Origin of the sequence: Aromatoleum aromaticum EbN1, assembly GCF_000025965.1 — a bacterium.
GTDB classification, from domain to species: domain Bacteria; phylum Pseudomonadota; class Gammaproteobacteria; order Burkholderiales; family Rhodocyclaceae; genus Aromatoleum; species Aromatoleum aromaticum.
Genome location: NC_006513.1, coordinates 3,555,311 through 3,573,710 on the forward strand (window position 1 = coordinate 3,555,311; position 18,400 = coordinate 3,573,710).

Below are 18,400 nucleotides of genomic sequence, written 5' to 3' on the forward strand. Positions count from 1 at the left end.
GATGTCTGACCCGACTCCCCCACGTCTGCAACGCGTCACAGTGCTCGGCGCGACCGGTTCCATCGGCATGAGTACGCTCGATGTACTCGCCCGGCATCCGGACCGCTTCGAGGCGTTCGCGCTCACCGCGCAGATCCAGGTCGAGCGCCTGTTCGAGCTGTGCCTGCGCTTTTCGCCGCGCTTCGCGGTGCTCGTCGATTCGGCCGCGGCGTCCGATCTCCGCCAGCGCCTGAAAGCCGCCGGTTCGGCGACGGAAGTGCTCGCCGGCCCCGGAGCGCTCGTCGATGTCGCGGCGCATCCCGACAGCGACGCGGTGATGGCGGCGATCGTCGGCGCCGCGGGCCTTGCGCCGGCGCTCGCCGCGGCGCGCGCCGGCAAGCGCGTGCTGCTCGCGAACAAGGAGGCGCTGGTGCTGTCCGGGCGGCTCTTCATGCAGGCGGTGGTCGAGAGCGGCGCCGAGCTGCTGCCGATCGACAGCGAGCACAACGCCGTCTTCCAGGCGCTGCCGCAGGGTTACGCGCGCGATCCACAGCGCTGCGGCGTGCGGCGCGTCCTGCTGACGGCATCCGGCGGTCCGTTTCGCGAGCGCTCGATCGAGAGCCTCGCGGACGTCACGCCGGACGAAGCGTGCGCCCATCCGAACTGGGTCATGGGGCGAAAGATCTCGGTCGACTCGGCGACGATGATGAACAAGGGGCTCGAAGTCATCGAGGCCCACTGGCTGTTCGCGGTGCCGCCGGAGGCGATCGAAGTTGTCGTGCATCCGCAGAGCGTCATCCATTCGATGGTCGAATATGCCGACGGCTCGGTGCTCGCGCAGCTCGGCAACCCGGACATGCGCACGCCGATCGCGCACGCGCTCGCCTATCCCGAACGCATCGACGCCGGCGTGCGCCCGCTCGATCTGTTCGAGATCGGCCGGCTGAACTTCGAGCGCCCGGACTTCGTCCGGTTTCCGTGCCTGGCGCTCGCGTACGACGCGTTGCGCGAAGGCGGGGCGGCGGCGGCCGTGCTCAACGCCGCGAACGAGGAAGCCGTCGCCGCGTTCCTCGAGCGGCGCGTGGGATTCACGCGCATCCCCGACATCATCGCGGCGACGCTCGAACGCGCGCGCGATCTGTCGGTCGATTGCATCGAGGCAATCCTCGATGCCGATGCGCGCGCACGTGAAGTCGCGCGAAGTGAAATCCTCGCCCGACAGACGACTCCATGAACATTCTCGAATACCTGATCCCGTTCGTTCTCGCGCTCGGCCTGCTGATCCTCGCTCACGAGCTGGGCCATTACCTGATCGCGCGCGCGTGCGGCGTGAAAGTGCTGCGTTTCTCGATCGGCTTCGGGCGCCCGCTGCTGCGCTGGACGGCCGGCGCCGACCGGACCGAATGGGTGATCGCGGTGTTCCCGCTCGGCGGCTACGTCAAGATGCTCGACGAGCGCGAAGGCGAAGTCCCGCCGGCCGAGCTGCACCGCTCGTTCAACCGGCAGTCGGTATGGCGGCGCTTCGCGATCGTCGCAGCCGGGCCGCTCGCCAACTTCCTGCTTGCGATCGTGCTGTACTGGGGCCTGTTCGCGACCGGCACCGAGGAGCTCAAGCCGCGGCTCGCGCTGACCGACGGACCGAGCATCGCCGCGTCGGCCGGCGTGCGCGAGGGCGATCTCGTCGCCGCGGTCGATGACGAACCGGTGCGCAGCTGGCCCGAGCTGCGCTGGGTGTTGTTGCGCCACGCGCTCGACGCGCGCGAGGTGACGTTGCAGGTCCGCACTGCCGAAGGCGGTGACGCGCTGCGCACGCTCGACCTGTCCGGCGTCGAGGTCGACGACGGCGAGAGCGACCTGATCGCGGAAATCGGCCTGCGCCCGTGGCGCCCGCTGATTCCGCCGGTGGTGGGCCGGATCATCCCGGACGGCGCTGCGGCGGCGGCAGGCATCAGGGAAGGCGACCGTTTCGTGTCGCTTGCCGGCGAGCCAATCACGTCGTGGGTGGACTTCGTCGAGCGGGTGCGCAGCTCGCCCGGCGAATCGCTGCCGGTGCGGCTGATGCGCGGCGACACACTGGTCGAGACGACGCTCGTGCCCGAAGTGTCGGAGGACAGAGGCGAACGCGTCGGAAAAATCGGTGTCGCGGTGGCCGAACCGCCGGGCGGACGCGAGGAGATGTTCGCAGTCGTGCGCTACGGCCTGGTCGACGGATTGTCGAAGGCGATTGCCCAAACCTGGGAAACCAGCGTATTGAGCCTCAAGATGATGGGCCGCATGCTGACCGGCGAAGTGTCATGGAAAAACCTCTCGGGACCGGTGACGATAGCGGACTATGCCGGGCAGTCGGCGAAGCTTGGATGGAACCATTACCTGAAGTTCATCGCGCTGATCAGCATCAGCCTGGGGGTGCTGAACCTGCTGCCCATCCCGGTGCTGGATGGGGGGCATTTGCTGTATTATGTGATCGAAATTATCAAGGGCGGCCCAATTCCCGAGCGCGTGATGGAGATCGGCCAGCAAATCGGCCTGGTTGCGCTTGCAATGCTGATGGCATTCGCCTTTTACAACGACATAACTCGTCTCATTTCTGGCTGAATCCCTAATGAAACACAAGCTTCTCACCGGGCTGCTGACGGCCCTGTTCGCCGTCGCGCCGGTGCATGCGTTCGAGCCTTTCGTCGTCAAGGACATCCGGGTCGAAGGCATCCAGCGAACCGAAGCCGGAACGGTATTCAACTACCTTCCCGTGCGGGTCGGAGAGACCTTCACGGAGGCGCAGGCCGCCGAGGCGATTCGCGGCCTGTTCGCCACCGGGTTTTTCAAGGACGTGCGGATCGAGGTCGAAGGGGACGTGCTGGTGGTGCTCGTCGACGAGCGTCCGGCGATCGCCCAGATCGACTTCGTCGGGGTCAAGGAGTTCGACAAGGAAGCACTGAAGAAGGGGCTGCGCGAAGTCGGTCTCGCCGAATCGCGGATCTTCGACCGGTCGTTGCTCGAACGCGCCGAGCAGGAGCTCAAGCGGCAGTACCTGAGCCGCGGCAAATATGCCGCCGTGATCGAGACGACGGTCACGCCGCTCGAACGCAACCGCGTCGGGCTGAACTTCAAGGTCGATGAGGGCGAAGTGGCGAAAATCCGCCAGATCGAGATCATCGGCAACAAGGCGTTCAAGGATTCCGAGGTGCTCGGCCTTTTCCAGCTGACCACCCCGGGGTGGCTCACCTGGTACACGAAGAACGACCAGTATTCGCGCCAGAAGCTTGCTGCCGACCTCGAGAACTTGCGTTCGTATTATCTCAATCGCGGCTATCTCGACTTCAACATCGATTCCACCCAGGTTTCGATCACGCCCGACAAGAAGGACATCTACATCTCGGTGAGCGTCACCGAAGGCGAGCGCTACACCGTCTCGGCAGTGCGCTTCGCCGGCGACCTGATCCTGCCCGAAGAGGAATACCGCAAGCTGGCGGCGATCAAGCCGGGCGAGATCTTCTCGCGCGAAAAGCTGACGGAGACGACGAAGGCGGTCGCGGACCGCCTCGGCAACGAAGGCTACGCTTTCGCCAACGTCAATGCGTCGCCGGAAGTCGACAAGGAAAAGCGCGAAGTCGCGTTCACGATCTTTGTCGACCCGGGCCGCCGCGTGTATGTCCGTCGCATCAACGTCGGCGGCAACACGAAGACCCGCGACGAGGTGGTGCGGCGCGAGATGCGCCAGATGGAAGGCGCCTGGTACGACGCTGAAGAGATCAACCGTTCGCGCACCCGCATCGACCGCCTCGGGCATTTCGAGGAGGTGACTGTCGAGACGCCGGCGGTAACCGGCACCACCGACCAGGTCGACGTGAATTTCAACGTCAAGGAGCGCCCGACCGGCAACCTGACGCTCGGCGTCGGCTTCTCGAGCTCGGAAAACGTCGTGCTCTCCGCGTCGGTGTCGCAGCAGAACCTGTTCGGCAGCGGCAACGCGCTGACGCTCGCGCTCAATACCAGCGAGTCGAGCCGCACCTATGCGCTGTCCTTCACGAACCCGTATTTCACGCAGGACGGCCTGAGCCTCGGCTGGGACGCCTATCACCGCACCTACGATCCGTCGGAATCGCTGTCGGTGGCGCCATACAAGACCGTGTCGTCGGGCGCGGGCCTGCGCATGGGCTATCCGATCGCGGAAGACGACGCGATCAACTTCGGCCTCGCCGTCGATCGCACCGTCATCACGACGTTCGACGAGAGCCCGCAGCAGTACCTCGACTTCTGCGACCCGGACAAGGACGACTTCGACTGCGACTCGGTGACCAGCCTGGTCGCCACGGCCGGCTGGTCCCGCGACACGCGCGACAGCACGTTCTATCCGCGCATGGGCAGTTACCAGCGCGTCTTCGGCGAGCTGAGCATCCCGCCCGGCGCGCTCCGTTACTACAAGCTCAATTACCAGTACCAGCACTGGTTCCCGTTCGGTCGCGACTACGCGCTGATGCTCAACACCGATCTGGGCTGGGGCAAAGGGTACGGCGGCAAGCCGCTGCCGTTCTACAAGAATTTCTACGCCGGCGGCATCGGCTCGGTGCGCGGCTTCGACCAGAGCTCGATCGGGCCGAAGGATCCGATCAGCGAAGACGCTCTGGGCGGCAACCGGCGCGTGATCGGCAACGCGGAATTCTATTTCCCGCTGCCGGGCACCGGCAGGGACCGCTCGTTCCGCATGTCGGCTTTCTTCGACGTCGGTTCGGTGTGGAGCGAGGGCGACAAGGTGAAGGCCGGCGACCTGCGCTACAGTACGGGACTGGCGTTCTCGTGGAGTTCGCCGATCGGCCCGCTCAAGTTCAGTTTCGGTCTTCCGCTGAAGAAGAAGGAAACGGACGAACTGCAGAAATTCCAGTTCCAGTTGGGCTCGGTCTTCTGAGCGCCCCCGGGAAACGGCTTGCCGTTTTCGCCCCCAAGGGGACAGGAAAACCCGGGGCGGCCCGGCGTTTTCTCGAGAGAAACCGATCTACCGGATTGCGTTGGAGAAAGATGTGAAAGTTACGACCCTGACCGTTCTTGCCGCTGCGCTGCTGAGCGTTGCCGCGCCCGCCGCCCTGGCCGAGTCCAGGCTCGGCTTCGTCAATTCCGACCGGGTGATGCGCGAGGCCGCGCCGGCCGTGCGGGCGCAGCAGCGTCTCGAGAAGGAGTTCGAGAAGCGTGACCAGGAGCTTCAACGCCTCGGCAAGGAACTGCAGGCGCTGCAGGAAGATCTCGAACGCAACGGCGTGACGATGGCCGAGGCCGACCGGCGCAACAAGGAACGATCGTTCAACGACCTGAACCGGGACTTCCAGCGCAAGCAGCGCGAGTTCCGCGAAGACCTGAATCAGCGCCGCAACGAGGAGCTCGCGTCGGTGCTCGACCGCGCCAATCGCGCCGTCAAGCAGATCGCCGAAGCGGAGAAATACGACGTGATCCTGCAGGAAGCCGTGTACGCGAGCCCGCGCATCGACATCACCGACAAGGTGATCAAGGCGCTGGCGGACAGCAAGTAAGCGCAGCGTTCCATGTTCCGCCTGGATGAACTCGTCGAGCGCCTCGGCGGTGAACTGCTGGGGGACCCGGCAACTGCGGTGCGCCGCGTAGCGACGCTGGAGCAGGCCGGCGAAGGCGATCTCGCTTTCCTCGCGAATCCGAAGTACCAGTCGCGCCTCGCCGCGTGTGGCGCGTCAGCGGTCATCCTTGCCCCCGCTGCGCGCGACCTGACAGGCCTGCCGCGCATCGTCACCGCCGATCCGTACATCTATTTCGCGCGCGTCGCGCAGCTGTTCAACCCGCCCGAAGCGTTCGTGCCGGGCGTGCATCCCGCGGCGAGCGTCGCGAGCCCTGTTCCGGCTTCGGTGACCATCGCGGCCGGGGCGTCGATCGACGTCGACGTCGAGCTCGGCGAACACGTCGTCATCGGCCCGGGCTGCCGCATCGGGCGCGGCGCCCGCATCGGCGCGGGCTCGCGGCTCAATGCCAATGTCACGATCTATCACGACTGCGTGCTCGGGCGCGACTGCATCGTGCATGCCGGCGCAGTGATCGGTGCGGACGGGTTCGGCTTCGCGCGCGAGCGCGACGGCAGCTGGGTCAAGATCCCGCAGGTCGGCCGCGTCGTCATTGGCGATGACGTCGAGATCGGCGCGAACACGACGATAGACCGCGGCGCGCTCGACGACACCGTCATCAGCGGCGGTGTCAAGCTCGACAACCAGATCCAGATCGGTCATAACGTGCGCATCGGCGCGCACACCGCGATCGCGGGCTGCGTCGGCATCGCCGGCAGCACCACGATCGGCGCGCGCTGCATGATCGGCGGCCAGGCCGGCATCATCGGGCACCTCGAGATCGTCGATGACGTCGTGGTGTCCGCGGGCACGCTGGTGACCAAGTCCATTCGTCGGCCCGGCGTCTACACCGCGAACCTGCCGGTGCAGGGCCACGCCGAATGGGTGAAAAACTTCGCCCACCTGCGCCATCTGGATGCGCTGGTCGATAGAATACGCGCCCTCGAAGAACGCAAAGCCCGGTGATCGCATGGATATCAACGAAATTCTCCAGTACCTTCCGCACCGCTATCCCTTTCTGCTCGTGGATCGCGTGCTGGAGATCGAAGAAGGCAAGCGCATCCTCGCGCTGAAGAACGTGACGATGAACGAGCCGTTCTTTCCCGGCCACTTCCCGCATCACCCGGTGATGCCGGGCGTGCTGATCGTCGAGGCGATGGCGCAGGCCGCCGCGCTGCTGTCGTTCAAGAGCATGGGCGTCAAGCCCGACGAGAACTCGGTGGTGTATTTTGCCGGCATCGACAACGTGCGCTTCAAGCGCCCGGTGGTTCCCGGCGACCAGCTGCTGTTCGACGTCGTCATCACGCAGAGCAAGCGCAACATCTACAAGTACAAGGGGGTCGCCCGCGTCGACGGCGAGCTCGCGACCGAAGCCGAGCTGACCTGCGCGCTCAAGACGCTGTCATGATCCACCCGACCGCCATCGTCCACCCGGGCGCTGCGCTCGGAGCAAACGTCGTCATCGGCCCGTATTCGATCATCGGCGAGCACGTCGAGATCGGCGACAACACGCGCATCGGGCCGCACGTCGTCGTCGAAGGCCGCACCCGGATCGGGTGCGACAACGAGATCTTCCAGTTCTGCTCGATCGGCGCGGCGCCGCAGGACAAGAAATACGACGACGAGCCGACGCGGCTCGAGATCGGCGATCGCAACACGATCCGCGAGTTCTGTACGTTCAACGTCGGCACCAGCCAGGACGCCGGCGTGACGCGCGTCGGCAGCGACAACTGGATCATGGCGTACGTGCATATTGCGCACGACTGCGCGGTCGGCGACCACACGATCTTCGCCAACAACGCGACGCTCGCCGGGCATGTGCACGTCGGCGACTGGGCGATACTCGGCGGCTTCACCGGCGTGCATCAGTTCGTGCGCGTCGGCGCGCACAGTTTCTGCGGCGTCGGCACCGTGCTGCTGCAGGATCTGCCGCCGTTCGTGACCGTCGCCGGCAATCCGGCCAAGCCGCACGGCATCAACAGCGAAGGCCTGCGGCGGCGCGGTTTTTCCGCCGAGGGCATCGCGGCGATCAAGCGCGCGTACCGCGCCCTTTACCGCTCCGGGTTGAGCTTCGACGAAGCCCGCACCCGCGTCGGCGAGATCGCTGCAGACCACTCCGAAGTCGCTCCGTTCGGGGCCTTCCTTTCGGCTTCCCCGCGCGGCGTCGTGCGCTGAACCGATGGCGACGCGCATCGCGATGGTCGCGGGCGAGGCCTCCGGAGATCTGCTCGCGAGCCACCTGATCCGCGCGATCCGCCAGCAAGTCCCCGAGGCGGAGTTCTACGGCATCGGCGGGCCGAAAATGCAGGCCGAGGGCTTCGACGCGCTGTGGCCGTGCGAGCGGCTCGCGGTGCACGGCTATGTCGATGCGCTGAAGCGCTATCGCGAGCTGTCCGGCATCCGCAAGGCGCTGCTGCGGCGCGTGCAGGCGGACCGGCCGGACGCGTTCATCGGCGTCGATGCGCCCGACTTCAACCTGTGGCTCGAAGGCAGGATCCGCTCGTCCGGCATTCCGGCGATCCATTTCGTCAGCCCGTCGATCTGGGCGTGGCGTGGCGGGCGTATCAAGGGCATCGCGCGCTCGGTGTCGCACATGCTGTGCCTGTTTCCGTTCGAGCCGGCGCTGTACGAGAAAGCCGGCATCCCGGTGAGCTACGTCGGTCATCCGCTCGCCGACGTGTTCCCGCTCGTGCCGGACCGCGCCGCGGCGCGCGAACTCCTGAGCCTCCCCACCGACTGCAGGATCGTCGCGCTGCTGCCGGGAAGCCGCCAGTCCGAAGTGCGCAGTCTCGCGGCGACCTACATCGAGACGGCGCGTCTCCTCGCCGAGCGCCACCCGGACATCGGCTTCGTCGTTCCGCTGGCGACACGCGAGACGCGCGCGCTGTTCGAGCAGGCGCTGCACGCGGCCGACGCCGACGAGCTGCCGATCCGCCTGCTGTTCGGCCATGCGGTCGAGGCGATGACGGCGGCCGATGTCGTGCTCGTCGCGAGCGGCACCGCGAGCCTTGAAGCGGCGCTGCTGAAGCGGCCGATGGTGATCAGCTACCGCATCGGCAAGTGGCAGTACCGGCTGATGAAACGCATGGCCTACCTGCCGTGGGTCGGCTTGCCCAACATCCTGTGCAACGACAGCGTCGTACCCGAGCTGCTGCAGGACGACGCGACGCCGCAGGCGCTGGCCGACGCGCTCGACCGCTGGCTCAACGACGCCGACGCGTGTGCCGAGCTCGCGCTGCGCTTCGACGCGCTGCACCGCGAGTTGCGCCAGGACACCGCCGGGCGTGCGGCGGCCGCGATCCTTCCCTACCTGAACCGGAGCCCCGAATGGAAGCCATCCCGGCAATCGGCCTGATCTGCGGCGTCGACGAGGCCGGGCGCGGACCGCTCGCCGGTTCGGTCGTCGCCGCCGCGGTGATCCTCGACCCGGCCCGCCCGATCGACGGCCTGAACGACTCGAAGAAGCTCACCGAGCGGGCGCGCGAACGCCTCGCGCCGCTGATCCGCGAGCGGGCGATCGCGTGGGCGGTCGCCGAAGCGAGCGTCGAGGAGATCGACCGCCTGAACATCCTGCACGCGACGATGCTGGCGATGCAGCGCGCGGTCGCCGCGCTCGGCTGCGTGCCGGACCTCGTGCGCGTCGACGGCAACCGCTGCCCGCCGCTCGCAGTGCCGGCCGAAGCGGTCGTCAGGGGCGACGCGACGGTGCCGGCGATCGCCGCGGCGTCGATCCTCGCAAAGACGGTGCGCGACGCACAGATGATCGCGCTCGACGGCGAGTATCCCGCGTACGGTTTCGCGAGCCACAAAGGTTACCCGACGCCCGAACATTTCATCGCGCTGCGCCGCCACGGCGTCGTCGCGTGCCACCGCCGCAGCTTCGCGCCGGTGCGCGAGCTGCTCGACAATCCCGAACTCTGGCCTGCGGGGACGCTGACATGACTTTTTCTCACCTTATGCTGTTCCTGCACCTCGTCGGCGTCGTCGTGTGGGTCGGCGGCATGGCGTTCGCGTACCTGTGCCTGCGCCCCGCGGCGACCGCGCTGCCTCCGGCGCAGCGGCTGCCGCTGTGGGCCGCGGTGTTCGCGCGCTTTTTCCCGCTGGTGTGGGCGAGCGTCGCGCTGATTGCCGCGAGCGGCGTCGTGAGGCTGGTCGACACCGGTTTCGCGCGGGCGCCGGTCGCGTGGCACCTGATGCTCGTCACCGGCTTCGTGATGATCGCAGTGTTCGTGTGGATCTGGGCAGGGCCATGGCGCGCGCTGCAGTCGGCGGTGGCGGGCGAGAACTGGGCGGGCGGCGCGGTCGCGCTGAACCGCATCCGCCAGCGCGTGGCGTTCAATCTCGCGCTCGGCTTCGTCACGATCGCGATCGCGACGCTGGGGCTCGCCCTGTAAGAGTCAGGCGGGCCGTTCGCCGTGAAAACGATCACTTCCCGCGACAACCCGGCCGTCAAGCGCCTTCACGCGCTCGCGCATTCGGCGCGCGACCGGCGCAGCGAAGGCCGCACGCTGCTCGACGGCGCGCATCTCGTGCGGGCGGCGCTCGACGCCGGCTGGCCGCTGCGCGAGCTCGTCGCGAGCGACCAGGGGCTCGGCCGCGCCGAGATTGCGGACCTGCTCGAACGCTGCACGGGCGTGCCGGCGATCCACCTTACTGATGCGCTGTTCGCACACGTCAGCCCGGTCGACACGCCGTCGGGCCTGCTCGCCGTCATCGACCTGCCGGTGCCGCCGCCGACCCGCGCATTCGCCGAATCGCTGCTGGTGCTCGACGGCGTGCAGGATGCCGGCAACCTCGGCACGATCCTGCGTACTGCGGCGGCCGCCGGCATGCGCGACGTGCTGCTGACGCCGGGCTGCGCGCAAGCGTGGTCGCCGCGCGTGCTGCGGGCCGGCATGGGCGGGCACTTCTGCCTGCGGCTCTACGAGCATGCGGACGTCGCGGTGCTGCTGCAGGGCTACCCGGGACAGATTCTCGCGACGGGACTCGGCGCCGGCGCGCGCGGGCTGTACGAAATGGACTTGCGCGGCACGGTCGCGTGGCTGTTCGGCGCGGAAGGCCGGGGGCTGTCCATGGCCGTCGCGGCGCTTGCGACCGACACGGTCGTCATTCCGATGCCGGGCGCGGTCGAGTCGCTGAACGTCGCGGCGGCCGCGGCGGTGTGCCTGTTCGAGCAGGTGCGCCAGCGCCGCGTGGCATAGCGCGACGCCGGGGCGGTCAACCCGGCAGTCGCAGCGACGCGGCGACTTGCGCCGGGTCGGCGCCGGCGACGTGGGGGACCACGCCGAGCAGCGGAGCGTCGATGCGCCGCCGCAGCGCTTCGAGATTCTCGTCCGCGCGCAGCATCGCCGGATCGATGCGGTTCGCGATCCAGCCGGCGAGCGTCAGGCCGCGCGCCGCGATCGCCTCGACGGTCAGCAGCGCGTGGCTGATGCAGCCCAGCCGCATGCCGACGACGAGGATCACCGGCAGCCCGAGCTCGCGTGCCAGGTCCGCCGTGTCGTAACGGTCGCCGAGCGGCACGCGGAACCCGCCGACGCCTTCGACGATGACGACATCCGCCTGCGCCCGCAGGCTCTCGAACGCTGCGCGGATGCGCGCAGGATCGATTTCGACGCCTTCCTCGGCGGCGGCGATGTGCGGCGCGACGGGCGTCTTCAGGCAGTAGGGGTTCAGCCGGTCGAGGCCAGGGTCGAAGCTGGAGGCCGCGCGCAGCTGCGCGGCGTCCTCGTTGAGCCATTCGCCGGCGATCCATTCGGCGCCGGCGGCGACCGGCTTCATGCCGAGCGCGCTGCGACCGTCCCGCCGCGCCGCATGCAGCAGCGCGCAGGCGACGAAAGTCTTGCCGATCTCGGTGTCGGTTCCGGCGAGGAACCAGGCGCGGGGTTCAGTCATCTGTCGTTCCTTCAGGGGCCGCCGCGCTGCCCGCGCCGCCACTCGCCGCTTGCGCGGGTTTTTTCAGCGCAAGCAGGATCAGGTCGTAGGTCGCAGGTAGCAGGCCGTCGTCGCGGCGATGCGTCTCGTAGCGGGTTTCGAGCACTTTCCAGGCGGCGCGGCCGAGCGGCTCGCGCCGCCGCTGCGCGCCGAGGCTGTGCGCGCCGATCGACTTGATGTCGCGCAGCAGCTGGCGCAGGTCGGGGGCGACGGCGAAGACGGGAAAATTGTCGGCGGCGACCGGCTCGAAGCCGGCCGCGACAGCTTCCGCGATCCAGCGTTCGTGCGGGTGAAAGCGGATCGCGTGTTCGGCGTCGTCGACGGCGGTGAAAGCGTCGCGCAGTTCCCACAGCGTGCGCGGCCCGAGCGTCGCGATCCACGCTTCGCCGCCGGGGCGCAGGACGCGCGCAAACTCGCCAAGCGCGAGCGCCGGCTCGCACCATTGCAGCGCGAGGCTCGACCAGACGGCGTCGATCGAACCGCCGGCGAGCGGCAGCGCTTCGAGGTCGGCGCAAAGCGGCACCGGCTGCGCGTGGCCCGGCCCGGCAGTAGCGAGCCGGGCGAGCATCGCCGGTGCGAAGTCGAGCGCGATCAGCCTCGCTTGCGGGCAGAGGCGCGCGAGGAGATCGAGGCCGTAGCCGGTGCCGCATCCGGCATCGATGATGCGCTCCAGCGGCGGTGCCGACGCCAGCCGCAGTGCGACGAATGCTGCGAGCCGGTCGCAGATCTCGCGCTGCACCGCGGCTGAGCTGTCATAAGTCGCCGCGGCGCGATCGAACGCGCGCCGCACGACGTGTTTCGGCACCGTGCGGTTAACCACGGACGACGTCCTCGATGAGCACGGCACAGTCTTCCGGATGCGACAGGAAAGGCGCGTGGCCGCAGTCGTCGAATCGTGCGAGGCGGGCGTCGGGCAGTCGCGTCGCGAGCCATTCGGCGGCGGCGAGCGGCATCAGCGCGTCGCCGGCACCGTGAATCAGCTGCACGGGCTGGCGAACGTCGTCGAGCGCGGCACGCCAGTCGGTGTCCGCGAGCAGTTCGAGGCCTGCGCCCAAGGCCGCGGGACGACACTGTTCGAGATTCGCGAGCGCCGCATTCAACGCGTTCGACACGGTACGCCGGCGCGCGTCGCCGAGTGCCTGCAGGGCGACGAAGCGTCGCAGCGTCGCAGCCGGATCGTGCGCAAAATCGTCAATGAAGCCGGTGACGGTCGAGGCGGCGAGCCCGTACGGCCACGGTGCGGCGGCGTTTTCGGGGCGGGTGACGAAGCACGGCGACGTGCCGATCAGCACCAGCCGCGCGACTTTGTGCGGGTGACGCCGCGCGAGGTCGAGCGCGACGAGGCCGCCGAGCGACCAGCCGCATACGACTGCGTCGTCCGGCAGTTCGGGCAGCAGCGCGTCGCTCCAGGCTTCGAGAGTCGGGCCGCGCGCGGGGGTGCCGCCGTGACCGGGCAGCGCCGGCGTGCGGACGCGGAGCCCGGCCGGCAGATACGGCGTCAGCGCGCTCCACACTTGCGGCCCGAGTCCCCAGCCATGCAGCAGGACGAGATCCGGTCGGTTCATCGCTGCGCTTCGAGACGGTTTAGCGCCTGTGCGAGGCGGCGGACGTCGTCGGCGCAATGCGCAGCGGTCAGCGAGATGCGCAGGCGCGCAGTGCCGTGCGGTACGGTCGGCGGACGGATCGCCGGCACCCACAGACCTTCGTCCCACAGCGCGCGGGCGACGGCGAGCGCTTCGGCGTTGTCGCCGATCAGCACCGGCTGGATCGGCGTGCGCGACGGCAGCAGCTGCCAGCGGGCGAGGGTGAGTTCGCGCCGCAGCAGCGCAACGAGTCCGACGAGGTGTTCCCGGCGCTCGTCGCCCCGCTCGATCAGTTCGAGGCTCGCCAGCAGCGTTTCGGCGAGCGCGGGCGGCGCGCCGGTCGTGAAGATGTAGGTGCGGGCTTTTTGCATCAGCCACTCGACGACGTCGGCATGGCCGGCGACGAACGCGCCGGACACCCCGGCAGCCTTGCCGAGCGTGCCGACGTAGATCAGCCGCCACGAGGCGAGACCGGCTTCGGCAACCGCGCCGCGCCCGCCCGGACCGAGCACGCCGAAACCGTGCGCGTCGTCGACCATCAGCCACGCGTCGAAGCGCTCGGCCAACTCCAGCAAGGTCGCGAGCGGCGCGACGTCGCCATCCATGCTGAAGACTGCGTCCGTGACGATCAGCTTGCGCCTGGCCGAACTCGCTGCCAGCGCACGCTCCAGCGCCGCCGGGTCGCCGTGCGCGTAGCGGTGCAGTTCGGCGCGCGACAGCAGCGCGCCGTCCACGAGCGACGCGTGGTTCAGGCGGTCGGCGAAGATCGCGTCGCCGCGTCCGACGAGCGCCGGAATCGTCCCCGTGTTCGCCATGTAGCCGGTCGAGAAATACAGTGCGCGTTCGCAGTCGACGAACGCCGCAAGCCGCGCTTCGAGCTCGTCGTGGACGGCGTAGTGGCCGCTGACGAGGTGCGACGCGCCGCAGCCCGCGCCCCAGTGCACCGCGCCGGTCTGCAGCGCGCGCGTGAGGGCCGGGTTGGCGGCAAGTCCCAGATAGTCGTTGCTGCAGAACGCCAGCATGTCGCGTCCGTCGACGCGGGCGTGCGGCGCGCACGGGGTCGCGAGGCTGCGGCGCGTGCGCCTGAGCGCGCGGGTGTCGAGTTCGGCGAGATCGGCCTTGAGGCGGTCGAGCAGCATCGCGGTCAGCCCGGCGCCGGTTCGAGGGCTTCGGCGAGCGCCGCGGCAGCGCCGTCGACGAGATGCGCGACGTGAGCCGCGTCGAGGATGTACGGCGGCATGAAATAGACGGTGTTGCCGATCGGGCGCAGCAGCACGCCATGATCGAGCCCCGCGCGGAAGAAGTTGCGCGCGAAGTCGGGTCGCTCGGTCGCGACGTCGAACGCGAGGATCATGCCGCGCTGGCGCAGCTGCCGCACCGCGGGATGCGCGCCGAAACGCGCCCGGACGGCGTCCCCGAGCTGCCGGGCGAGCACGCGGTTCGCAGCCAGCACGCCGTCCTGTTCGAAGATGTCCAGCGTCGCCAGCGCGGCGCGGCACGCGAGCGGGTTGCCGGTGTACGAGTGCGAATGCAGGAACGCGCGGGTTGCGGAGTCGGCGTAGAACGCCGCATAGACGGTATTGGTCGCGAGCACCAGCGACAGCGGCAGGTAACCGCCCGAAATGCCTTTCGACAGGCACAGGAAATCGGGCCAGATGCCGGCCTGCTCGCACGCGAAAAAAGTGCCGGTGCGCCCGCACCCGACCGCGATCTCGTCGGCGATGAGATGCACCCGGTAGCGGTCGCACAACGCGCGGGCGAGGCGCAGGTATTCCGGGTCGTACATGACCATGCCGGAGGCGCCCTGCACGAGCGGCTCGACGATCAGCGCGGCGGTCTGGGCGTGGTGCTCGGCGAGATGCGCTTCGAGCGCGGCGGCGGCGCGGCGCGCAACGTCGGCGGCCGATTCACCGGGCAGGGCAAGGCGGGCGTCGGGCGTCGGCACCGTCGTGCCGGCGCGCACCAGCGGCGCGTAGGCGTCGCGGAAGATCGCGACGTCGGTGACCGCCAGCGCGCCGACGGTTTCGCCGTGATAGCTGCCGGCGAGGCTGACGAAGCGGGATTTTTCCGCAAGGCCGAGGTTGCGCCAGTAATGTGCGCTCATCTTCAGCGCGATCTCGGTCGCGGATGCGCCGTCCGAAGCGTAGAACGCATGTCCGAGGCGATGGCCGGTCAGCGCCGCGAGCCGTTCGGAGAGCTCGACCACCGGCTCGTGCGTGAAGCCCGCGAGCATGACATGTTCGAGCGTGTCGAGCTGCGCGCGCAGCGCGGCGTTGATGCGCGGGTTGCAGTGGCCAAAGAGGTTCACCCACCACGAGCTGATGCCGTCGAGCAGCCGCCGCCCTTCGGCATCGATGAGCCACGGGCCTTCGCCGCGCACGATCGGCACCAGCGGCAGCGCTTCGTGCTGCTTCATCTGCGTGCAGGGGTGCCAGACGCTCCTGAGGGATCGTTCGAGCAGTGACGGGGCGTGCATCGGGGCTTCCGGCCGGGTGGGACCGGGGAATGTCGCGCAATCGGGCTGCCCGTGTCAAACGCTGCGTCTCAGTCCCCGCGCGCCGTGAGGCATGGCGTTTTGCTACCATGCGTCGGCCCGGCAACGACAACAAGCACAATCCATGATTTTCGTGATCTCTCCGGCCAAGGCGCTGGATTTTGAAACCCCGCCGGTCACCGCTGCGGCCACCCAGCCGGATTATCTGCGCGAAGCCGAGGAACTGATCGGCATCCTGCGGCAGAAGACCCCTGCGGAGGTCGCGGAGCTGATGCACCTGTCGGACCCGCTCGCCGCGCTGAACGTCGCACGCTACGAGCGCTGGCATCGGCCGTTCACCCCCGACAACGCGAAACAGGCGCTGCTCGCATTCAACGGCGACGTCTACGGCGGGCTCGACGCGCCGAGCCTGTCGGAAGACGACTTCGCCTGGGCGCAGCAGCACCTGCGCATCCTGTCCGGGCTGTACGGCATGTTGCGCCCGCTCGACCTGATGCAGCCGTACCGCCTGGAAATGGGCACCCGGCTCGGGAATCCGCGCGGGGCGAACCTCTACGCGTACTGGGGCGACACGCTCGCCGAAGCGCTGAACCGGCTGCTCGCCGCCGAGCGCGACGCCGGCGGCAGCGCGGTGCTGGTGAACCTCGCGTCGCAGGAGTACTTCAAGGCCGCCGCGCGGGCGAAGCTCACCGCGCAGGTGATCACGCCGGTGTTCGAGGACTGGAAAGGCGGGCGCTACAGGATCATCACTTTCTACGCCAAGCGCGCGCGCGGCCTGATGAGCCGCTACGCGATCCGCAACCGCGTCGAGGACGTCGAAGGGCTCAAGGGCTTCGACGCCGAAGGCTACGGCTTCGCGCCGGACGTTTCGGATGCGGAAACGCTCGTATTCCGCCGCCGTGCCGACTGACGCTCATTACCGCGATCCGTGAGGGAAGCATGAAAATCAGCCACAACTTCGATGCCGGCGCGATCGAGGTCGTCAGCATCGCCGACCCGCAGGACATCCGCCTGCGGCTGCGCCCCGATAATGCCGCGGACCTGCACCAGTGGTTCTATTTCCGCCTGCACGGCGCCGCCGGCCGGCCGCTTCGCATGACGTTCGAGAACGCCGCCAGCGCGGCATTCGCCGAAGGCTGGCCGGGCTATCGCTGCGTCGCGTCGTACGACCGGCGCAACTGGTTCCGCGTCGCGAGTACGGCGTACGAGAACGGCCAGCTGATCGTCGAGCACACGCCCGAGCGCAACAGCATCTACTATGCGTACTTCGAACCGTATTCGCACGAACGCCACCTGGATCTGCTCGGCTGGGCCGAGATGTCCGCGTTCGCGCAGGTCGATACGCTCGGCACGACGGTCGAAGGGCGCGACATCGACCGCGTCGTCGTCGGGCGCCCGAGCCCGGGGCACAGGCCGGTGTGGATCATCGCGCGGCAGCATCCGGGCGAGACGATGGCCGAATGGTTCGTCGAAGGCCTGCTCGAACGCCTGCTCGACGCCGCCGACCCGGTCGCGCGCAAGATCCGCGAACAGGCCGTGCTGCACATCGTGCCCAACATGAATCCCGACGGCGCCGTTCACGGCAACCTGCGTACCAACGCCGCCGGGCGCAACCTGAACCGCGAATGGCGCGCGCCCGACCCGGTTGCGAGTCCCGAAGTGTTCTGCGTGCGCGAAGCGATGGAGGCGAGCGGTTGCGACCTGTTCCTCGACATCCACGGCGACGAGTCGCTGCCGTACGTGTTCTTCTCGACCGCCGAGGAAGTGCCCGGCTTCACCGCCGAGATGGCGCAGCAGCAGGCGCGCCTCGTTGCCGCCCTGGCCGCGGCGAGCCCGGATTTCCAGACGCGGCACGGCTACAAGTCCGGCCGGTTCGGCGACGAACTGTTGACGCTCGCAAGCAAGTGGGCTGCATACCGCTTCGGTTGCGTGTCGCTGACGCTGGAGATGCCGTTCAAGGACAACGCCAACCTCCCCGATGGCCTGGCCGGCTGGAGCGGCGCGCGCAGCAAGCGGCTGGGCGGCGCGATGCTGAATGCGATCCTCGCGCACCTGGAGGGCTGACCGAGGTGATCGAATCCCTCGCGATCAAGGTTTTGTCGTTCTCATGAACGGTTCTTGAAATGCTATTTTTGAACTACCCTGACATCGGGTTTCGAGAGGAGTGGACCATGGGATAGCTTGATCGGATCAGCCAGGAGCCCGGGGTGATGGGCGGCAAAGCGTGCATCCGGGGCATGCGTGTCACGGTCGGCATGGTCGTGGGACAGATCGGTGCAGGGCATAGCATCGACGAGATCCTTGCCGACTACCCCTATCTTGAACGTGAGGACATCATGCAGGCGCTTCGCTACGCTGCATGGCGGGCCGAAGAGCGCGAGGTGGTGCTGGTCTCCGCATGAAGCTGCTCGTCGATATGAATCTGTCGCCGCGCTGGATCGGGGTGCTGGGCGATGCAGGATTCGAAGCGGTGCACTGGACTTCGCTGGGGGCGAAGAACGCCCCAGACTCGGAAATCATGGCCTACGCCAAAGCCGCCGATTACGTGGTGCTCACCCACGATCTGGATTTCGGCGCGATCCTCGCCGCTACGCACGGCGAGAAGCCGAGTGTCGTGCAAATCCGCGCGGAGGATGTCAGCCCGGACGCAATAGGCGAGCAGATTATCGTCGCCCTGCGACAGATGACCTCCGAGCTGCGGAGACGCCGTGGCTTTTCCGCCCTACGCTCGCTGCGCCGGCACTGAGGGGCTTGCGTTCATAAATAGGACGCCCTAAAAATTTGTAAGGAACTGTATTGTTGGGTGAAGTGAGCTTGATGTAAAGTGCATATAT

General features: G+C 68.1%; 20 protein-coding genes. 15 read left to right on the forward strand and 5 right to left on the reverse strand.

Translation table 11 applies throughout. The annotated features are described in order from the left end of the window. The first annotated feature begins 1 nt into the window (after position 1). The 11 genes from ispC to EBN1_RS17045 all read left to right on the forward strand — a co-directional run bounded on the left by ispC (position 2) and on the right by EBN1_RS17045 (position 10,756). Positions 2-1,213 carry a 1-deoxy-D-xylulose-5-phosphate reductoisomerase gene (gene ispC, locus EBN1_RS16995; protein ID WP_011239205.1) on the forward strand — a complete coding sequence of 404 codons (1,212 nt, stop codon included), beginning with the start codon at positions 2-4 and terminating at the stop codon, positions 1,211-1,213. After that, complete coding sequence (gene rseP, locus EBN1_RS17000; RefSeq protein WP_011239206.1) at positions 1,210-2,574, forward strand: RIP metalloprotease RseP; 1,365 nt, start codon at positions 1,210-1,212, stop codon at positions 2,572-2,574. The genes ispC and rseP overlap by 4 nt, the downstream gene beginning before the upstream one ends. A 7-nt stretch (positions 2,575-2,581) precedes the next feature. Beyond that, positions 2,582-4,882 carry an outer membrane protein assembly factor BamA gene (gene bamA, locus EBN1_RS17005; RefSeq protein ID WP_011239207.1) on the forward strand — a complete coding sequence of 767 codons (2,301 nt, stop codon included), beginning with the start codon at positions 2,582-2,584 and terminating at the stop codon, positions 4,880-4,882. 112 nt (positions 4,883-4,994) lie between these two features. Continuing rightward, on the forward strand, positions 4,995-5,498 hold the full coding sequence (locus EBN1_RS17010; RefSeq protein WP_011239208.1) for an OmpH/Skp family outer membrane protein: 504 nt from the start codon (positions 4,995-4,997) through the stop codon (positions 5,496-5,498). Positions 5,499-5,510: 12 nt separating this feature from the next. Then, complete coding sequence (gene lpxD / locus EBN1_RS17015; RefSeq protein WP_011239209.1) at positions 5,511-6,521, forward strand: UDP-3-O-(3-hydroxymyristoyl)glucosamine N-acyltransferase; 1,011 nt, start codon at positions 5,511-5,513, stop codon at positions 6,519-6,521. Positions 6,522-6,525: 4 nt separating this feature from the next. After that, positions 6,526-6,963, forward strand: coding sequence for a 3-hydroxyacyl-ACP dehydratase FabZ (gene fabZ / locus EBN1_RS17020; RefSeq protein WP_011239210.1), 438 nt, complete (start codon positions 6,526-6,528; stop codon positions 6,961-6,963). Continuing rightward, positions 6,960-7,730 carry an acyl-ACP--UDP-N-acetylglucosamine O-acyltransferase gene (gene lpxA, locus EBN1_RS17025; RefSeq protein WP_011239211.1) on the forward strand — a complete coding sequence of 257 codons (771 nt, stop codon included), beginning with the start codon at positions 6,960-6,962 and terminating at the stop codon, positions 7,728-7,730. The genes fabZ and lpxA overlap by 4 nt, the downstream gene beginning before the upstream one ends. Before the next feature lie 4 nt (positions 7,731-7,734). Then, positions 7,735-8,910 carry a lipid-A-disaccharide synthase gene (gene lpxB, locus EBN1_RS17030; RefSeq protein ID WP_011239212.1) on the forward strand — a complete coding sequence of 392 codons (1,176 nt, stop codon included), beginning with the start codon at positions 7,735-7,737 and terminating at the stop codon, positions 8,908-8,910. Then, positions 8,883-9,497 carry a ribonuclease HII gene (gene rnhB / locus EBN1_RS17035; protein WP_011239213.1) on the forward strand — a complete coding sequence of 205 codons (615 nt, stop codon included), beginning with the start codon at positions 8,883-8,885 and terminating at the stop codon, positions 9,495-9,497. Before lpxB ends, rnhB begins: the two co-directional genes overlap by 28 nt. Next, positions 9,494-9,949 (forward strand): CopD family protein, encoded by a 456-nt coding sequence (locus EBN1_RS17040; protein WP_011239214.1) that lies wholly within the window; start codon positions 9,494-9,496, stop codon positions 9,947-9,949. Before rnhB ends, EBN1_RS17040 begins: the two co-directional genes overlap by 4 nt. A 21-nt stretch (positions 9,950-9,970) precedes the next feature. Then, positions 9,971-10,756, forward strand: coding sequence for a TrmH family RNA methyltransferase (locus tag EBN1_RS17045; RefSeq protein WP_011239215.1), 786 nt, complete (start codon positions 9,971-9,973; stop codon positions 10,754-10,756). Between the two features lie 16 nt (positions 10,757-10,772). On the opposite strand, the gene bioD is transcribed toward EBN1_RS17045, so the two are convergent. From bioD to EBN1_RS17070, 5 genes are read right to left on the reverse strand one after another with little or no spacing between them, the layout of a single operon-like run. Then, positions 10,773-11,450: a dethiobiotin synthase gene (gene bioD, locus EBN1_RS17050; RefSeq protein ID WP_011239216.1), complete on the reverse strand. Its 678-nt coding sequence runs from the start codon at positions 11,448-11,450 to the stop codon at positions 10,773-10,775. Beyond that, a complete protein-coding gene (locus EBN1_RS17055; RefSeq protein WP_011239217.1) occupies positions 11,443-12,309 on the reverse strand; it encodes a methyltransferase domain-containing protein in 867 nt (288 codons plus the stop codon). Before EBN1_RS17055 ends, bioD begins: the two co-directional genes overlap by 8 nt. After that, positions 12,302-13,054 (reverse strand): alpha/beta fold hydrolase, encoded by a 753-nt coding sequence (locus EBN1_RS17060; RefSeq protein WP_011239218.1) that lies wholly within the window; start codon positions 13,052-13,054, stop codon positions 12,302-12,304. The genes EBN1_RS17055 and EBN1_RS17060 overlap by 8 nt, the downstream gene beginning before the upstream one ends. Then, the gene (bioF, locus tag EBN1_RS17065) at positions 13,051-14,211 is read right to left on the reverse strand and encodes an 8-amino-7-oxononanoate synthase (RefSeq protein WP_011239219.1); all 1,161 of its coding nucleotides are present in this window, start codon (positions 14,209-14,211) and stop codon (positions 13,051-13,053) included. Before bioF ends, EBN1_RS17060 begins: the two co-directional genes overlap by 4 nt. A 5-nt stretch (positions 14,212-14,216) precedes the next feature. After that, positions 14,217-15,548, reverse strand: a complete 1,332-nt coding sequence (locus EBN1_RS17070) for an adenosylmethionine--8-amino-7-oxononanoate transaminase (RefSeq protein WP_011239220.1) — start codon at positions 15,546-15,548, stop codon at positions 14,217-14,219. A gap of 142 nt (positions 15,549-15,690) precedes the next feature. On the opposite strand from EBN1_RS17070, the gene yaaA reads away from it, so the two are divergent. The 4 genes from yaaA (at position 15,691) to EBN1_RS17090 (ending at position 18,312) form a co-directional block, all read left to right on the forward strand. After that, positions 15,691-16,476, forward strand: a complete 786-nt coding sequence (yaaA, locus tag EBN1_RS17075) for a peroxide stress protein YaaA (protein ID WP_011239221.1) — start codon at positions 15,691-15,693, stop codon at positions 16,474-16,476. Positions 16,477-16,505: 29 nt separating this feature from the next. Further along, complete coding sequence (locus EBN1_RS17080; protein WP_011239222.1) at positions 16,506-17,630, forward strand: M14 family metallopeptidase; 1,125 nt, start codon at positions 16,506-16,508, stop codon at positions 17,628-17,630. 125 nt (positions 17,631-17,755) lie between these two features. Then, on the forward strand, positions 17,756-17,968 hold the full coding sequence (locus tag EBN1_RS17085) for a DUF433 domain-containing protein (RefSeq protein ID WP_256469909.1): 213 nt from the start codon (positions 17,756-17,758) through the stop codon (positions 17,966-17,968). Continuing rightward, positions 17,965-18,312 (forward strand): DUF5615 family PIN-like protein, encoded by a 348-nt coding sequence (locus tag EBN1_RS17090; protein ID WP_011239224.1) that lies wholly within the window; start codon positions 17,965-17,967, stop codon positions 18,310-18,312. The genes EBN1_RS17085 and EBN1_RS17090 overlap by 4 nt, the downstream gene beginning before the upstream one ends. Positions 18,313-18,400 lie beyond the last annotated feature (88 nt).

Bases quoted from the DNA above. Each gene is read 5' to 3' on its own strand.
- ispC (WP_011239205.1), top strand. From the start codon at position 2: ATGTCTGACCCGACTCCCCCACGTCTGCAACGCGTCACAGTGCTCGGC.
- rseP (WP_011239206.1), top strand. From the start codon at position 1,210: ATGAACATTCTCGAATACCTGATCCCGTTCGTTCTCGCGCTCGGCCTG.
- bamA (WP_011239207.1), top strand. From the start codon at position 2,582: ATGAAACACAAGCTTCTCACCGGGCTGCTGACGGCCCTGTTCGCCGTC.
- lpxD (WP_011239209.1), top strand. From the start codon at position 5,511: ATGTTCCGCCTGGATGAACTCGTCGAGCGCCTCGGCGGTGAACTGCTG.
- fabZ (WP_011239210.1), top strand. From the start codon at position 6,526: ATGGATATCAACGAAATTCTCCAGTACCTTCCGCACCGCTATCCCTTT.
- lpxA (WP_011239211.1), top strand. From the start codon at position 6,960: ATGATCCACCCGACCGCCATCGTCCACCCGGGCGCTGCGCTCGGAGCA.
- lpxB (WP_011239212.1), top strand. From the start codon at position 7,735: ATGGCGACGCGCATCGCGATGGTCGCGGGCGAGGCCTCCGGAGATCTG.
- rnhB (WP_011239213.1), top strand. From the start codon at position 8,883: ATGGAAGCCATCCCGGCAATCGGCCTGATCTGCGGCGTCGACGAGGCC.
- EBN1_RS17040 (WP_011239214.1), top strand. From the start codon at position 9,494: ATGACTTTTTCTCACCTTATGCTGTTCCTGCACCTCGTCGGCGTCGTC.
- bioD (WP_011239216.1), bottom strand. From the start codon at position 11,450: ATGACTGAACCCCGCGCCTGGTTCCTCGCCGGAACCGACACCGAGATC.
- EBN1_RS17060 (WP_011239218.1), bottom strand. From the start codon at position 13,054: ATGAACCGACCGGATCTCGTCCTGCTGCATGGCTGGGGACTCGGGCCG.
- bioF (WP_011239219.1), bottom strand. From the start codon at position 14,211: ATGCTGCTCGACCGCCTCAAGGCCGATCTCGCCGAACTCGACACCCGC.
- EBN1_RS17070 (WP_011239220.1), bottom strand. From the start codon at position 15,548: ATGCACGCCCCGTCACTGCTCGAACGATCCCTCAGGAGCGTCTGGCAC.
- yaaA (WP_011239221.1), top strand. From the start codon at position 15,691: ATGATTTTCGTGATCTCTCCGGCCAAGGCGCTGGATTTTGAAACCCCG.
- EBN1_RS17080 (WP_011239222.1), top strand. From the start codon at position 16,506: ATGAAAATCAGCCACAACTTCGATGCCGGCGCGATCGAGGTCGTCAGC.
- EBN1_RS17090 (WP_011239224.1), top strand. From the start codon at position 17,965: ATGAAGCTGCTCGTCGATATGAATCTGTCGCCGCGCTGGATCGGGGTG.